The organism is Lysinibacillus sp. IITD104, assembly GCF_036698265.2.
GTDB classification, from domain to species: Bacteria; Bacillota; Bacilli; order Bacillales_A; family Planococcaceae; genus Lysinibacillus; species Lysinibacillus boronitolerans.
This window is the reverse complement of sequence record NZ_JBAHYH020000001.1, coordinates 2,702,953-2,715,768: the sequence shown is the minus strand read 5'-3', so window position 1 is coordinate 2,715,768 and position 12,816 is coordinate 2,702,953. Positions and strand designations below refer to the sequence as shown.

The following is a 12,816-nucleotide window of genomic DNA, read 5'->3' as shown; positions in this document are numbered from 1 at the left end:
ATAAAGGGGACGATTTTTCCGATTTTCTTGCTATCTACTTTACCTGCACGCCATTACTAATGGTATTGGCCAGTTTATTTGTGGCAAATGGCTGTACTTGAGGTAAACCAACAGCCATTAATGTAGGTAAGGAGATAAGTCCACCGCCAGTAGTAATACTATTGTGAGTGAAAGTAAATCCATATCCATTAATATGCTCCCATCTTTCATCATCGCGTACTGTGAAAGTCAAAAAATAACAATGAAATTCCAGCATTTTCATGTAAATTTCGTTTACAATTCCTTAACATTTCACAAGGTAAACAAATCAGCAAAAAAAAGTTTATTTCAAGTATTTTTATAAAAATAAAAGAAAAAATGGTCATTTTTAAAGAAAAAATAGTGATTTTTAATATTTGATTTCCAACGTTTACAACTTGGGAAATAGCTTAAAAATAAATGTGGCAAATTTTATATTACAGTTTTGTAAAATCAACATCTGAGTGTTTAAAATTTTGTAGAATTGTGTAAATGTTTTGTTATGATGATTCAGAAATCGACAATATTTTTTCAACAGGAGGAACAGGATGTTCAACTCAAATAAGCAAGATCCATTTTTTCAGTCATTATTAAAAATCGCAAAAAACGTGAATGAGGGTATTTATTATGCTCATAATGCCCGTATTCAAGATATAGATGCGCTCAAAGAAATTGCAGATACAATGAAGCAATACGAAACAAGTGGCGATAAATTAATCCATGAACTAATCGTTATGCTGAATAAATCCTTTATGACGCCAATTGAACGTGAAGATATTTTAGCATTAGCAAACAAACTAGATGATGTAATTGATGGAATGGAAGGCTGTATTGCGCACTTCAATATGTACAACCTAACAGAAGTAACAGAACCAATGCGCCAATTCCTCACATATATTGCGAAAAGTACGGACGAAATGGTACAAGCCATGGAACTGTTAAATAGTAAAAAGCTTGTGGAAATGCGTAAACATGCTATTCAAATTAAGGACAATGAACGTGAATGTGATGAAATTTTCCGTTCTTCAATGAAGCAATTATTCATCCAAGAAAAAGACCCAATGCGTTTGATTGTTTTCAAGGATATTTATGAGCAATTTGAAGACATTGCGGACAGCTGTCAAACAGTAGCAAACACAATTGAAACAATAATTATGCGTAATGCATAAGATGGAGTGTACGAAATGGATACGATCTTATTAATCACCATATTAGTCGTTATTTTCGCACTTGTGTTCGACTTTATTAACGGCTTCCATGATACAGCCAATGCGATTGCTACCTCTGTATCGACCCGTGCCTTAAAGCCACGTACTGCGGTTTATATGGCAGCAGTAATGAACTTCGTCGGAGCGATTACATTCGTTGGGGTAGCCAAAGCCCTAACAAAAGATATTGTGGACCCATTTTCTTTAAATGCCTATGATGGCGATATTACAGGTTCTGTTGTTATTTTAGCAGCCTTATTATCTGCCATTACATGGAATTTATTAACATGGTATTTTGGGATTCCATCAAGTTCTTCTCATACATTAATAGGTTCTGTTGCAGGGGCAGCTATTGCCGCAGCAGGATTTGATATTTTGAACTATGCTGGGTTTATTAAAATTCTTCAAGCACTTATTTTTTCACCATTACTAGCGTTCGCAGCTGGTTTCCTGATGATGACATTATTAAAGATCATCTTCAAAGATATGAATTTATATCGCACGAATAAAGGCTTCCGTACAATGCAAATTGGGACAGCAGCCTTACAATCCTTTACACACGGGACAAATGATGCGCAGAAAGCGATGGGGATTATTACCCTTGCGCTAATCGCGGGTGGCCTACACCAAGGAGATGATATTCCTTTCTGGGTACGTTTTGCTGCAGCAACTGCGATGGGTCTTGGTACATCTGTCGGTGGGTATAAAATCATCAAAACCGTTGGCGGAAAAATTATGAAAATCCGCCCCGTAAATGGGGTAGCGGCAGACTTAGCTTCTGCATCGATTATCTTTGGTGCCACATTAATCCATTTACCAGTTTCTACAACACATGTTATTTCTTCATCCATCATGGGTGTCGGAACAGCTCACCGTGTTAAAGGAGTTAAATGGGGGATGGCACGTAAAATCGTTACAACATGGGTCATCACGATGCCAATCTCTGCTGTCATGGCAGCATTGATTTACTATATTCTAAGTTTATTTTTCTAGTTCGCTAAGGAATGCACAATCACAGTGCATTCCTTTTTTTGTGCTGGAAAACGGATGCGGGTAGCGGATAGAACCGGCAAAGTGTCGGAAAGCGCGGACAGTAGCGGATAAAACCGGCAAAGTGGCGGATAGCTCAGTTAAAGTAGCGGATAGAACCGGCAAAGTGTCGGAAAGCCCCACAAAAGTGGCGGATAGCTCAGGCAGGAAGAAAAACTGCTTCGATGAAATCGGTAGCCTCCGCCCCCTTGTGTAAAGTGCGGATTCGCTCTAAGGTAATTATAAAGAAAGTGTAAAGTTCGGAGAAAATCGTTTTTTCCGTAGTAAGGTGAATGCAGGAGGAAAATGATGAAGGAAAAGTTACTACTGATTGAGGATGATACAGCGATTGGGCGTATTGTGAAGGATACGCTGGAGCAGGAAGGCTATTGTGTAACATGGGCTACTACGGGCCTTGAGGGATTGGCAGATTTTCAAACGCAACCTTTCGATTTAGTGCTGGTGGATTGGATGCTGCCAGAAATGGATGGATTAACGGTTTGTCAAAATATCCGTTGGGAGAGTGATGTGCCGATCCTAATGATGAGTGCTCGCAAGGAAGATGCGGATAAGGTGGAGGGCTTGCAGGGGGCAGACGATTATATCGCTAAACCATTTAGCTTAGAAGAATTAAAGGCACGAGTTGCCTCTCATCTTAGACGCTGGAGACGCTACCATAAGCAAGACGTGATAGAAGAGCATACTGCCTATGCGAATGGATTAACAATAGATTGGCAACGACAAATAGTATGTGTTTATCAGCAAGAAATTGCATTAACTCAAAAGGAGTTTGCTCTTCTTAGGCTGCTAGCTAAAAATCCGAGTCAAACCTTTACAAAAGAGGAACTGTATCAGCATATTTGGCAGCAAGCAACGTTAGAGGACACTCATACTGTCACAGTTCATATTAAGGCACTACGAGAAAAGCTCAAGGATTCTGTGAAAAACCCAAATTTTATTCAAACCGTGTGGGGTAAGGGCTACCGTTTTATTGGTGAACCATTATGAAAATAAAAGCGTGGTTACTAATTATGTTTTTTATTGTAATGGTATTACCCATAGTAGGAGCTTATAGCCTTTATGTGTGGATTAATGCTTATTACCAAGATAAAAATGTGGCGGAGTTCTTTGACAAGTGGACAGAGCTAAATCATGTAAAAGATGTCGTTGACAATCCAATGCTTTATCAAAAAAATGCCAATCTTAAAGAGGTTGAGGATCTTACCAATGAGCAGCTGGCGATTACCCTCTATACGAAATCTGGCTATGTTTTATATTCCTCCAACCCTTTGCTAACGGGCTATGTAGGGAAAGAGCGCATGTTAAATGGTTTATATGATTTACAGCAAGCATACAACGCCTTTACATACAAGGAGCCTGTATATCTAAAAGGTGATTTGCTTGGCATCTATGAAATTCAATTAATACGAACAGATTGGGTAAAGGGTGTAGAAAAGCGTTCATGGCTTGTCATCGCCAGCACGATCCTGTTGTTTCTTATCATTTATTTAACTGTCATCTTGTTGCTTCATCGGAAACTGAATCGGCCATTACGTGAACTGATGCAGCACATGCGTCATTTTGCGAAAGGTCAGCATGTTACATCAAAACTAAGCGTAAGAAAAGATGAGATTGGGGCACTCGCCAAAACATTTGAGGCGATGCAGGATGAAATTGAAAAGACTCGGGCTTCTTTAAAAACGGAACAACAGCAAAAAGAAATGATGATTGCAAGTATTTCCCATGATTTGAAAACGCCCCTTACAGCCATCCAAGCCTATGCGGAATCTTTACAAACTAAAGGCTTAACAGAACAGCAGGAGGCAGAATATCAGCAGGTCATCGTTATGAAGGCAGATCGGATGAAGCATATGCTAGAGGATTTAATGATGTTTACATTACTTCAATCAACAAACTATACATTAAAGCTCATTGCTGTGGATGGAGAAGAATTTTTTGACATGGCCTTGTCTGACTATGAACCCTTATGTGAAGAACAAGGATTTACATTAAAAGTATGCTGTGCCGTGGATGGGCTTTATGCTGTGCATCCTAAACAACTTCAGCGTGTCATTGATAATTTATTGAGCAACGCATGGCGTTATGGGGAAAAGGGGACAACAATCGGCTTAGCCGCAGTCAATGCTGGAAATAATCCCGAATGGGGCTTTGATTTCTTGAAGTCTGCTTTAACCAAGCAAGAGGGTATGTATATAATTGTGCAAAATCACGGAAGAGGCATACCACAGCAGGACATTGTAAAATTATTCGAGCCAATGTATCAAGCAGATTATGCGAGATCAAAGGCTGGTGAACGAGGAACAGGACTAGGCTTAAATATTACAAAACAAATTATTGAAAAACATGGTGGCACTGTCGAACTGCTTTCTAGAGAGAGCATTGGAACAGCGGTAATTTGCTGGCTACCACCTTCTAAAGGAGTAAATGAATGATGAATTGGAAAAGATCTTGCCGAGCAGCAGGCTTAATTGCTGTAATGACATTTAGCTTAGTGGGCTGTAATTCAGAGGCATCTTATACACCTCAGGAAATTATCGACCAAGCCCTTCAAGAATCCAAGGAGCCACTCACTTATTATGGCGAATATACGTTAGATATGGGAGAGCTAGGTGGCAAAGCTCAAGTGAAGGAATGGGTAAAGGATAGCAATAGACGGATAGAAATGACAGGTGATAATGGTGAACATGTTATCACAGTCAAAAATGATGCTAAAGTGATTAGCTATGATGTCACTGAAAAGACAGCCTACACAATAGATTATTCACAACATGAATTAGACGGCTTGCAATCACCGAAAGATCAGGTACAGCTTATTTTTAATATGGTTAAGGATACCCATGATATTAAAATAGCGGGAGAAGAGAAGGTTGCAGGTAGAGATACGTATAAAATCGTGGCAAAGACGAAGAAAACGGAATCGTTATTTGGAGATATCGAAGCATGGATTGACAAAAAAACTTGGCTGACATTAAAAATGAAGACAGATAGTGCAGGGAATCATATGATCACTGAATATTCTAAGATTAATTTTGGTGAAAAAATAGATGATCAACAATTTACACTAGATCTACCAAAGGATGTAACGATTCAGGAAATTAGCGGACAGGACACTTCAGAATCTATTTCATTGGAGGACGTCAAGCAGCAGCTTGAAAAGTTTTTATTAGTGCCAGAAGTAAATGGTCTTACGTTAGATAACATATCCATGGTCAAAGGGATAGAGGAACGACCAGAATACTCTTTCGATTATGTTTTAGATGGAGAGTTAGCTTTTTTTGTCACAATTTTTAAAGCAGATGCGAGTGTTGCAGATATTGGCCCCATTCTAAATGAAAAAGAAATAGATATTCGAGGACAAAAAGGCACTGTTATGGATGGTGAAAATTTCCGTTCCCTTGCTTGGCAAGAAAACGGCTACCAATATAGTATGGTTGGGCAAAATCCAGAATTAACAGTTGAGGATCTTTTAAGCTATGCGCAACAAATGACCGTTGTACAATGAGGTGATACTATGAAAAAAGCGCAAGGACTAAAATGTCTGGCATTATTTTTATTTACCACTATTTTTTTATATGGGGTAGGGGAAACATATGAGGTGTCTTGGCTACAATTTCACTTTACGGGACAATATCAGGACGCAGGCTTTTATTTCAGTTTTACATCCCTTATTCCAATATTGATTGGACTATTAATGGTGGGTCTATATGAATCAATGTTAAAAAGATTCATCTAAATAATGAGGAGCAGGATCCGAGTGGAGGAGCCTGCTTTTTTTATGGTAGAAATATAATAAAGAGGATACTAATAGGAGGTTTTTGCAAACATACTAGCAATTAGTGTCCTGCCTGTTTCATAGAAAGCAAGAACAGCTAGCTTAAAGAGAGCAACTCCATATTCCGATGATAAATAATGGTAATCCCACCCCAAGAGAGCATTTAATTAGGAAATTTTTCTAACCCATTTCTACTAAAAATCGCAGTGTTAAATGGCTAGCCATACTTACATTACGCAATTTGCTGTAAATGTGTCTTCTTAAAAGCGTCATCATATTTTAAACCATAGCCAAGTGCGCGATCTAAGAAAATATGCGCGAGCCAAATCAGGGCAGCCATCAGAGGTATTGATGTAGTCGTTAGTAAACCAATCGCCATTATCATGGCAGGTAGCACAAAGCTATGCCCCATATTATAGAAAAGAGCGCCTACTTTTGTATTGATGAGATAGCCAACCATGGTGATGTCTGGGAGCAATAAAAATACAATAAAATACAGCCATGAAAAATTTAGATGACCATAGAAAAAAACAGTGATGACGAAAGCAAGGATATATTCGATTGAGATGATTTTACGTAGTGACATTTAACCACGACCTTCCAGTAAATTTTGATACATATCCTCAATGAGTGAGGCAATTTTTTCTTGATTTTCTTCATACTGTCCGTCAGCCATTAACGTTTTAGTCAGTTGTAACGAATGAAGCGCATGCTGATAGAATCGAAGTTGCTGCTCAATCTGGGCAATCTTTGTGGAAAATAGCTGTACCGTTTCTTCATTACATGCTGTTGAAATAGGCTTTCGTTCGAGTGTCAGTAAATGTTTAATTTCTTGAAGCGTAAAGCCTAGCTGACGTAAAACGATAATAAATTTCATTGTATGTTCACACATGGCATCATACACACGGTAGCCATTGTCTTGTTTTTGCGGCTGTAAGAGTCCCTCTTTTTCATAGTAGCGAACGGTATCGGTTGTTAATTGAAATTTCTCGGCGAATTGTTTAATTTTCATGTAAGTACCTCCTAAATTCATCCTAACATTGGAGTATGCTCCAAGGTCAAGGTGCTTGAGAAAAAAAGTAAAAAAATGAAACGGTCATTCAGTGGCAGTCGTTTATAGTGTAAGAAGGGGAGGTGGACGGCATACTTGAGGAAATGATCGAAGAACATGCAGCGCATTTATTACGTCTCGCCTATTTGTATGTGAAGAACCGACAAACCGCAGAGGATATTGTGCAAGAGGTCTTTATTAAATTTTCTCAGCGTGGCTATGAAGAACGTGGGCAGTTGCGTGCGTATTTATCCACGCTAACGATTAATCAAAGCAAGGATTATTTAAAAAGCTGGCATTATAAGAAATTACTATTACAAGAAAAAATATTTCCTGTTCAGGGGAATAGACAGCGAGATGAGCTGGTGGCAGCAGAGGAACGGTCTCAAATTGGGGCAGCTATTTTAAAGCTTTCACTTACCTATCGGGAGCCCATTATCCTTTATTATTTTGAAGAAATGAAGATTCGTGATATAGCCCATCTACTTGGCATTGCAGAGAATACGGTGAAAACAAGACTGAAGCGGGCAAGAGAAGCATTAAAGCCTCATCTGAAGCAGGAGGAATGGGAGGTGCTTAGACATGAATGAGATACAGAAGGAATTACTCAAAGTCGCTGGTGATATGACAGCAAGCAAAGAACGCGTCAAAAAACATGTACTACAACAGTCTATCAATAGAAGGAAGCCTTTTCGTTTCACCCTATTAACGGTCGTGCTGACACTTTGTGTGGTGGGATTTATGATGGTGCAGCTTCTTACGAACGAAACAGAGCAAACAACCTCACTATTTCATGAAAGACAGCTTGAGCATTTCGAACGTCTTAATCAGCTAATGTGGCCAGGGAAAGAGCAGGAATTTTATAAAGAGGAAGCCTATCTATCGTATGAGAAGCTCGTTGCCGCCTACTATTTTGCGAAATCAGTAGGGATTGATTATTCTAAGGCAGAGCTAGAGGCGGAGAGAAAGAAGCAAGTAGAACAGTTGGAAATGCTTTATCAAGCATCTGAATACGAAGCACTATTTCAGGGATTAGCACCGAAACAGTATGTTGAAACATATCTCGAGCCCCTTCTGCCGATGTATACAACGCGAACAAAGCTATATGCTCTCTATAAAGAAAAATATCCAACTTTTTATGCTTACCAAGAAGTAGCCAATATTGATGCCAAACGATATTTCCAAGCGCATTATACTGAACAGGCAACAGCCTTTCAAAAGGAGCAAAACATTGTAATAAGTACCAGTTCATATGGCTCTTCAATGGTCGGAACAGTTGCAAAGGTTGAATCAAATGTTTTCTTATTTATTGAAGGGGTGATTCCTGAGGACCTTGATCATATGGCAGAGGAACAGCTTGCTGCAAAATATGAACAAGCCAATTGGTATCCTGTGCTGGATGATTTTCCTGTCGAGCAGGGGGATTATATTACTTTAACTTCTATGGGAACAGGGAGCATTGAGGAAAATGGAATCGTAAGAAAATATGGTTTATTATCGAAACTGGAAAAGCTAGAGCCAATCATTACAAAAAAGCTTGAGCTAGAAAATGACAAAGAGGTTGCTCAGTTTTTACAGGATATCCCTTGGCAGCCTGCAGCTTATATGAAAAGACCACCCGAATATTCATTTGAAGTAGAAGGCGTCCGTATTGAAATGTGGAAGGGCTATGGCGGTTCAATTTATCTCCAAAAGGCTGGTAGCGGAGAAATTCACCTTAGTGCCAACAGAGCGAAGGAATTAATAGCCATCCTAAGCATAGAAGAATCTTAACAAGTCTCTTGAAAGAGGCTTGTTTTTTGTTTAGGGGAAAATTATAGTAAAAGTACCATGTTAAAATAACTTTTAATTGAATGTAGGAAAAAATACACACTGATTTTCGTTATTAGGCTGAATTACTTAATGTCGAAAAAATAAATGAGTCCAAAGAATTGTAATATTTTAAGGTCAAAGGTAGTATTAAAGAAGTAAGGATGAAGAAAAGGAGGGGCGGTATGAACGCACAAGAATTTGAAGAACTATGGATTACGCTTAATGAGTTATATAATGCGGATCGTTTTTTAGAATATATAGAAATAAGTAGTGCCGCAATTGAAAGTGCCATTAAGCTTGAAATGTATGATAAGGCGATCCTTCTATTACGTTATAGCTGTGCCAGTTATTTTCAAACGGGTGATTTACAGCTTTCTATAAGTGTCCTTGAACAATATCGTGAGTTAACATTTCAATATGGCAACGATATTGATTTAATTCAATATTACAATTTAGCAGCCATTTATTGGGGAACATTTGGTCATTTAAAGAAATCAGAAGAGTTGATGTTGAAAGGCTTAAAAATTGCTGAAGCAATCCAGCACGTGGAGAGCATGGGGAAAATCTATAATAACCTGAGCGACTTAGAAATATCCATGGGAAGCTATCGGACAGCTAAGGAATTTGCCTTAAAGAGTTTATATTATGCGAATGCGTTTGAAATGAAGCATAAAGAGCCTTATACAGGGATTATCCATCCGAAGACAAACCTAGCTGTTGCACTTATTTGGCTTGAAGAATTTGAAGAAGCCAATACGATATTACAAGAATTAATGGCAACCATTCATCATCCACCCTATTCGAAAGTACAACTTGAGGTCCTCAATGCCTATGCCTTCCTGTGTGAAAGACAGGGACGTATAAGTGAGGCCATTGATTTATATCAAAAGACAAAGCATTATGCTTTACAAAACAATGACCTTTCTCTACTTCAACTAATTTATAATTCTTTAGTGAAGCTAATTGAGGAGCAAGGCAATAAAATTGTATTATGTGCGATACAAAAGGAATATATAAATATTTTATTAGAAATCCAGCGTGAAAACTATTCACATGTATTGTTTGAAATGGAATATAACGATCATAAGAAGCAGTTTGAAAAAAATGCCTATATTGATCCTCTGACGAATATTTACAATCGTCGCTATTTTGATGAACAGGCCAAAAAGATGGTCGAGAAGGCGGCTGAAAAACATCAGCAATTGGCCTTGATGATGGTGGATTTAGACCATTTTAAAGAAATCAATGACATGAATGGTCATTTATTTGGCGATGATGCTTTGACGAATACAGCCAAAACCTTACAGGACTATTTTCAGCCCTTTGAGTCCATTGTTGCCCGTTTTGGGGGGGATGAATTCATTGTGTTGAGTCAAGTAAAGGAAGGTGAATCAGTGCAAACATTGGCTGACAACCTGTATCAAACCTTAACGGCACTATCACTGACAGTGAATAATCAAACGGTTCAGTTGGAATTTAGTATTGGTGTCAGTACGAATGATCATGGCAAAATTCAGAAAGTAGAGGAGCTTATCCAGCATGCGGATGAAGCGCTCTATAAGTCAAAGCGTAATGGCCGCAACCAAATTACGCACTATAATCATTATTGCGATGTGGGAAATGGTATTTAAAAGAGAGAGAGGCATATCTACGCGGAAAGTGCCTCTTTCGTAAACGTGTTGCTAGTGTGATGGATTAAGCAAGCCATACAACACAATATCTTCAAAAGTCCCGTTTTTATAAATATGATCCTTTAAGGTTCCCTCATAATGCATGCCACATTTCTCCATAATTTTCCCAGAGGCGGGATTAGATTGGAAATACCGGGCATAGATACGATGATACTGTTTCTCCTGAAAGGCGAATTCAATCATCGCTTGAGCAGCTTCTGTACCGTAGCCATTACTCCAATAAGGCTCTCCAATCCAATAAGCGATTTCTCCTCTTTGATGTTGGGATTGATTTGACAGTCCTATCGCTCCATATAATTGTCCACTTTGTTTGTCTGTTATCGCGAATTCGTAACTTCGATTTTCCTCAAAGTTTTGTTGATGCGTGGAAATCCATGATAATGCACATTCTAATGTATAAGGATAAGGTAAACTCAATGTGCTTTTATAGATCGCATAATTGTTACATAAAACACTTACTTCTTGTGCATCTGCTTCTGTAAAAAGTCGAAGTATTAAACGAGGTGTTTCTATCGTCTTTTCGGCTGGCGAATAAATCATCGAATACCCCCTTTTTAATGGTTGGATTGATTATAGCACAATAAAAAGTAAAGTAAACCAAATAATGAGTGTTATAGTGCATCTTGAATTGGAATAAAAATTTATTGAAAAACGATAAATTATGTGATAAATTAAACAGGAGAATAAATAAAAGAGGTGCGTAAGATGAAACGAGAAACGCTCTTTTTAAAGATAGCTGTTTTTCTAATAGGTATACCCGTTCTTGCCTTATGTGTATGGGTGGTGCCTCGTGTTGCATTGGATACAGTGGAGCATTCTCCCATTCTAACCATTGTTGCTTTAATTGGCGTCTATGCAACGGCTATTGCATATTTTGTTGCGCTATTTACGACGATCAAACTATTGAGCTATATTGACCAAAACATTGCATTTTCAGAGCTGTCAGTGAAGGCTTTAATTAAGATCAAATATTGTGCAATTATAATTAGTAGTGTTTACGTGGTTGGCATGCCACTGATATACTATGCTGCAGAAGTAGACGATGCCCCTGGACTAATACTTATCGGAATGGTCATTATTTTTGCTTCCTTTGTCGTGGCAGTCTTTGCTGCAGTGCTGCAAAAGCTTCTTAAAAATGCCATCGATATCAAATCAGAAAATGATCTAACGGTTTGAGGTGAATACTATGGCAATGATCATTAATATTGATGTAATGCTGGCAAAACGAAAAATGAGTGTAACAGAGCTTTCAGAAAAAGTTGGCATCACGATGGCAAACCTTTCGATTTTAAAAAACGGCAAGGCCAAAGCCATCCGCTTTTCAACATTAGAGGCAATTTGTGAGGCATTGGATTGCCAGCCTGGCGATATTTTGGAATATCGAAAGAACGAGGAACTACAAAAATAAGGATCTGCGTAAAGCAGATTCTTTTTTTGTAGAAATTATTGCCAACAGAAGTCGTCCTATGCTAGGATAAAGAAAAGATATATCGACAGGCAGTCGGTCAATTATGAGGAGTTGTCTTATGAGAGAAATAAAAAAAGCGGAAGAACGCAGAAATGAAATATTAGATGCAGCGGATGAATTATTTACACAGAAGGGGTTTGATGGTACGAGTACGAGTAATATTTTGGAGAAAGTAGGCATTGCTCGAGGCACACTCTATTATCATTTTAAATCGAAGGAAGATATTATGGATGCACTCATTGAACGTTATACAAGCACAATGCTAGCAAAGGCGAAAACCGTTGCATCAGACAAGACTTTAGCTGTAAATGAGCGGATATTGCGCGTTGTCATGGCATTGAATATGCAAAATGAACAGGGTGGACAGGAGATGATGGAGCATGTTCATAGGCCGCAAAATGCTTTGATGCACCGCAAAATACAGCAAGTGATCATTAATCAGGTACCACCAATCCTTACCGCCATTATTCGTGAGGGCATTGAGCAGGGTGTTTACCAAACGCCTTATCCCTATGAGTGTATGGAAATGATTATCGCTTATACCAATACGGTATTCGATGATGATCTCGTCTTAATGACAGATGAGGAACGTGCTGCCCGTATTCCAGCATTGATTTTTAATATTGAACGAATGCTAGGGGTGGAAAATGGTAGCCTATTGTATATGATGCAAATGTTTGGAAATAAAGGAGAAGGCACTACAAACTAAGTTTTTTAGGTCTTGTTAGATTTTATGGCGGTTAACA

The 12,816-nt window shown here is 38.5% G+C and carries 16 protein-coding genes; 12 read left to right on the top strand and 4 right to left on the bottom strand.

The genetic code is table 11. From position 1 onward, the window contains the following. Window positions 1-34: 34 nt before the first annotated feature. The gene (locus V1L66_RS13985) at window positions 35-232 is read right to left on the bottom strand and encodes a hypothetical protein (RefSeq protein ID WP_238542977.1); all 198 of its coding nucleotides are present in this window, start codon (window positions 230-232) and stop codon (window positions 35-37) included. Window positions 233-566: 334 nt separating this feature from the next. Between V1L66_RS13985 and V1L66_RS13980 the strand changes: the two genes are divergently transcribed. From V1L66_RS13980 to V1L66_RS13955, 6 genes are all read left to right on the top strand, one after another. After that, window positions 567-1,187, top strand: a complete 621-nt coding sequence (locus V1L66_RS13980) for a DUF47 domain-containing protein (protein ID WP_004229078.1) — start codon at window positions 567-569, stop codon at window positions 1,185-1,187. 15 nt (window positions 1,188-1,202) lie between these two features. Continuing rightward, a complete protein-coding gene (locus V1L66_RS13975) occupies window positions 1,203-2,219 on the top strand; it encodes an inorganic phosphate transporter (protein ID WP_333004467.1) in 1,017 nt (338 codons plus the stop codon). A 345-nt stretch (window positions 2,220-2,564) separates the two neighbouring features. Then, window positions 2,565-3,263, top strand: a complete 699-nt coding sequence (locus V1L66_RS13970; RefSeq protein ID WP_333004468.1) for a response regulator transcription factor — start codon at window positions 2,565-2,567, stop codon at window positions 3,261-3,263. Next, window positions 3,260-4,708 carry a HAMP domain-containing sensor histidine kinase gene (locus V1L66_RS13965; protein ID WP_333004470.1) on the top strand — a complete coding sequence of 483 codons (1,449 nt, stop codon included), beginning with the start codon at window positions 3,260-3,262 and terminating at the stop codon, window positions 4,706-4,708. Before V1L66_RS13970 ends, V1L66_RS13965 begins: the two co-directional genes overlap by 4 nt. Then, window positions 4,708-5,778 carry a sigma-E factor regulatory protein RseB domain-containing protein gene (locus V1L66_RS13960; protein WP_333004472.1) on the top strand — a complete coding sequence of 357 codons (1,071 nt, stop codon included), beginning with the start codon at window positions 4,708-4,710 and terminating at the stop codon, window positions 5,776-5,778. Before V1L66_RS13965 ends, V1L66_RS13960 begins: the two co-directional genes overlap by 1 nt. 9 nt (window positions 5,779-5,787) lie before the next feature. Further along, window positions 5,788-6,009 carry a hypothetical protein gene (locus tag V1L66_RS13955; RefSeq protein WP_016994620.1) on the top strand — a complete coding sequence of 74 codons (222 nt, stop codon included), beginning with the start codon at window positions 5,788-5,790 and terminating at the stop codon, window positions 6,007-6,009. A gap of 271 nt (window positions 6,010-6,280) precedes the next feature. Here V1L66_RS13955 and V1L66_RS13950 read toward each other — a convergent pair whose 3' ends face one another. Both V1L66_RS13950 and V1L66_RS13945 read right to left on the bottom strand, forming a co-directional pair. Next, on the bottom strand, window positions 6,281-6,634 hold the full coding sequence (locus V1L66_RS13950) for a DUF4260 domain-containing protein (RefSeq protein ID WP_036081345.1): 354 nt from the start codon (window positions 6,632-6,634) through the stop codon (window positions 6,281-6,283). After that, on the bottom strand, window positions 6,635-7,060 hold the full coding sequence (locus V1L66_RS13945; protein WP_036081342.1) for a MerR family transcriptional regulator: 426 nt from the start codon (window positions 7,058-7,060) through the stop codon (window positions 6,635-6,637). A 122-nt stretch (window positions 7,061-7,182) separates the two neighbouring features. On the opposite strand from V1L66_RS13945, the gene V1L66_RS13940 reads away from it, so the two are divergent. From V1L66_RS13940 to V1L66_RS13930, 3 genes are all read left to right on the top strand, one after another. Beyond that, window positions 7,183-7,689, top strand: coding sequence for a sigma-70 family RNA polymerase sigma factor (locus tag V1L66_RS13940; RefSeq protein ID WP_333004474.1), 507 nt, complete (start codon window positions 7,183-7,185; stop codon window positions 7,687-7,689). After that, on the top strand, window positions 7,682-8,872 hold the full coding sequence (locus V1L66_RS13935; RefSeq protein WP_333004476.1) for a hypothetical protein: 1,191 nt from the start codon (window positions 7,682-7,684) through the stop codon (window positions 8,870-8,872). Before V1L66_RS13940 ends, V1L66_RS13935 begins: the two co-directional genes overlap by 8 nt. Window positions 8,873-9,093: 221 nt before the next feature. Next, window positions 9,094-10,542, top strand: coding sequence for a tetratricopeptide repeat-containing diguanylate cyclase (locus tag V1L66_RS13930; protein WP_333004477.1), 1,449 nt, complete (start codon window positions 9,094-9,096; stop codon window positions 10,540-10,542). Between the two features lie 51 nt (window positions 10,543-10,593). On the opposite strand, the gene V1L66_RS13925 is transcribed toward V1L66_RS13930, so the two are convergent. Beyond that, complete coding sequence (locus V1L66_RS13925; protein WP_333004478.1) at window positions 10,594-11,142, bottom strand: GNAT family N-acetyltransferase; 549 nt, start codon at window positions 11,140-11,142, stop codon at window positions 10,594-10,596. 165 nt (window positions 11,143-11,307) lie between these two features. Between V1L66_RS13925 and V1L66_RS13920 the strand changes: the two genes are divergently transcribed. The 3 genes from V1L66_RS13920 (at window position 11,308) to V1L66_RS13910 (ending at window position 12,779) form a co-directional block, all read left to right on the top strand. Next, window positions 11,308-11,778 carry a DUF2975 domain-containing protein gene (locus V1L66_RS13920; protein WP_016994608.1) on the top strand — a complete coding sequence of 157 codons (471 nt, stop codon included), beginning with the start codon at window positions 11,308-11,310 and terminating at the stop codon, window positions 11,776-11,778. A 10-nt stretch (window positions 11,779-11,788) separates the two neighbouring features. After that, a complete protein-coding gene (locus V1L66_RS13915; protein WP_004229042.1) occupies window positions 11,789-12,010 on the top strand; it encodes a helix-turn-helix transcriptional regulator in 222 nt (73 codons plus the stop codon). 118 nt (window positions 12,011-12,128) lie between these two features. Beyond that, window positions 12,129-12,779 carry a TetR/AcrR family transcriptional regulator gene (locus V1L66_RS13910; RefSeq protein WP_333004480.1) on the top strand — a complete coding sequence of 217 codons (651 nt, stop codon included), beginning with the start codon at window positions 12,129-12,131 and terminating at the stop codon, window positions 12,777-12,779. The last annotated feature ends 37 nt before the right edge of the window (window positions 12,780-12,816 follow it).

Excerpts from the sequence above, each read along its gene's own strand:
- V1L66_RS13980 (WP_004229078.1), top strand. The coding sequence starts at position 567 with ATGTTCAACTCAAATAAGCAAGATCCATTTTTTCAGTCATTATTAAAA.
- V1L66_RS13975 (WP_333004467.1), top strand. The coding sequence starts at position 1,203 with ATGGATACGATCTTATTAATCACCATATTAGTCGTTATTTTCGCACTT.
- V1L66_RS13970 (WP_333004468.1), top strand. The coding sequence starts at position 2,565 with ATGAAGGAAAAGTTACTACTGATTGAGGATGATACAGCGATTGGGCGT.
- V1L66_RS13965 (WP_333004470.1), top strand. The coding sequence starts at position 3,260 with ATGAAAATAAAAGCGTGGTTACTAATTATGTTTTTTATTGTAATGGTA.
- V1L66_RS13960 (WP_333004472.1), top strand. The coding sequence starts at position 4,708 with ATGAATTGGAAAAGATCTTGCCGAGCAGCAGGCTTAATTGCTGTAATG.
- V1L66_RS13955 (WP_016994620.1), top strand. The coding sequence starts at position 5,788 with ATGAAAAAAGCGCAAGGACTAAAATGTCTGGCATTATTTTTATTTACC.
- V1L66_RS13950 (WP_036081345.1), bottom strand. The coding sequence starts at position 6,634 with ATGTCACTACGTAAAATCATCTCAATCGAATATATCCTTGCTTTCGTC.
- V1L66_RS13945 (WP_036081342.1), bottom strand. The coding sequence starts at position 7,060 with ATGAAAATTAAACAATTCGCCGAGAAATTTCAATTAACAACCGATACC.
- V1L66_RS13935 (WP_333004476.1), top strand. The coding sequence starts at position 7,682 with ATGAATGAGATACAGAAGGAATTACTCAAAGTCGCTGGTGATATGACA.
- V1L66_RS13930 (WP_333004477.1), top strand. The coding sequence starts at position 9,094 with ATGAACGCACAAGAATTTGAAGAACTATGGATTACGCTTAATGAGTTA.
- V1L66_RS13925 (WP_333004478.1), bottom strand. The coding sequence starts at position 11,142 with ATGATTTATTCGCCAGCCGAAAAGACGATAGAAACACCTCGTTTAATA.
- V1L66_RS13920 (WP_016994608.1), top strand. The coding sequence starts at position 11,308 with ATGAAACGAGAAACGCTCTTTTTAAAGATAGCTGTTTTTCTAATAGGT.
- V1L66_RS13915 (WP_004229042.1), top strand. The coding sequence starts at position 11,789 with ATGGCAATGATCATTAATATTGATGTAATGCTGGCAAAACGAAAAATG.
- V1L66_RS13910 (WP_333004480.1), top strand. The coding sequence starts at position 12,129 with ATGAGAGAAATAAAAAAAGCGGAAGAACGCAGAAATGAAATATTAGAT.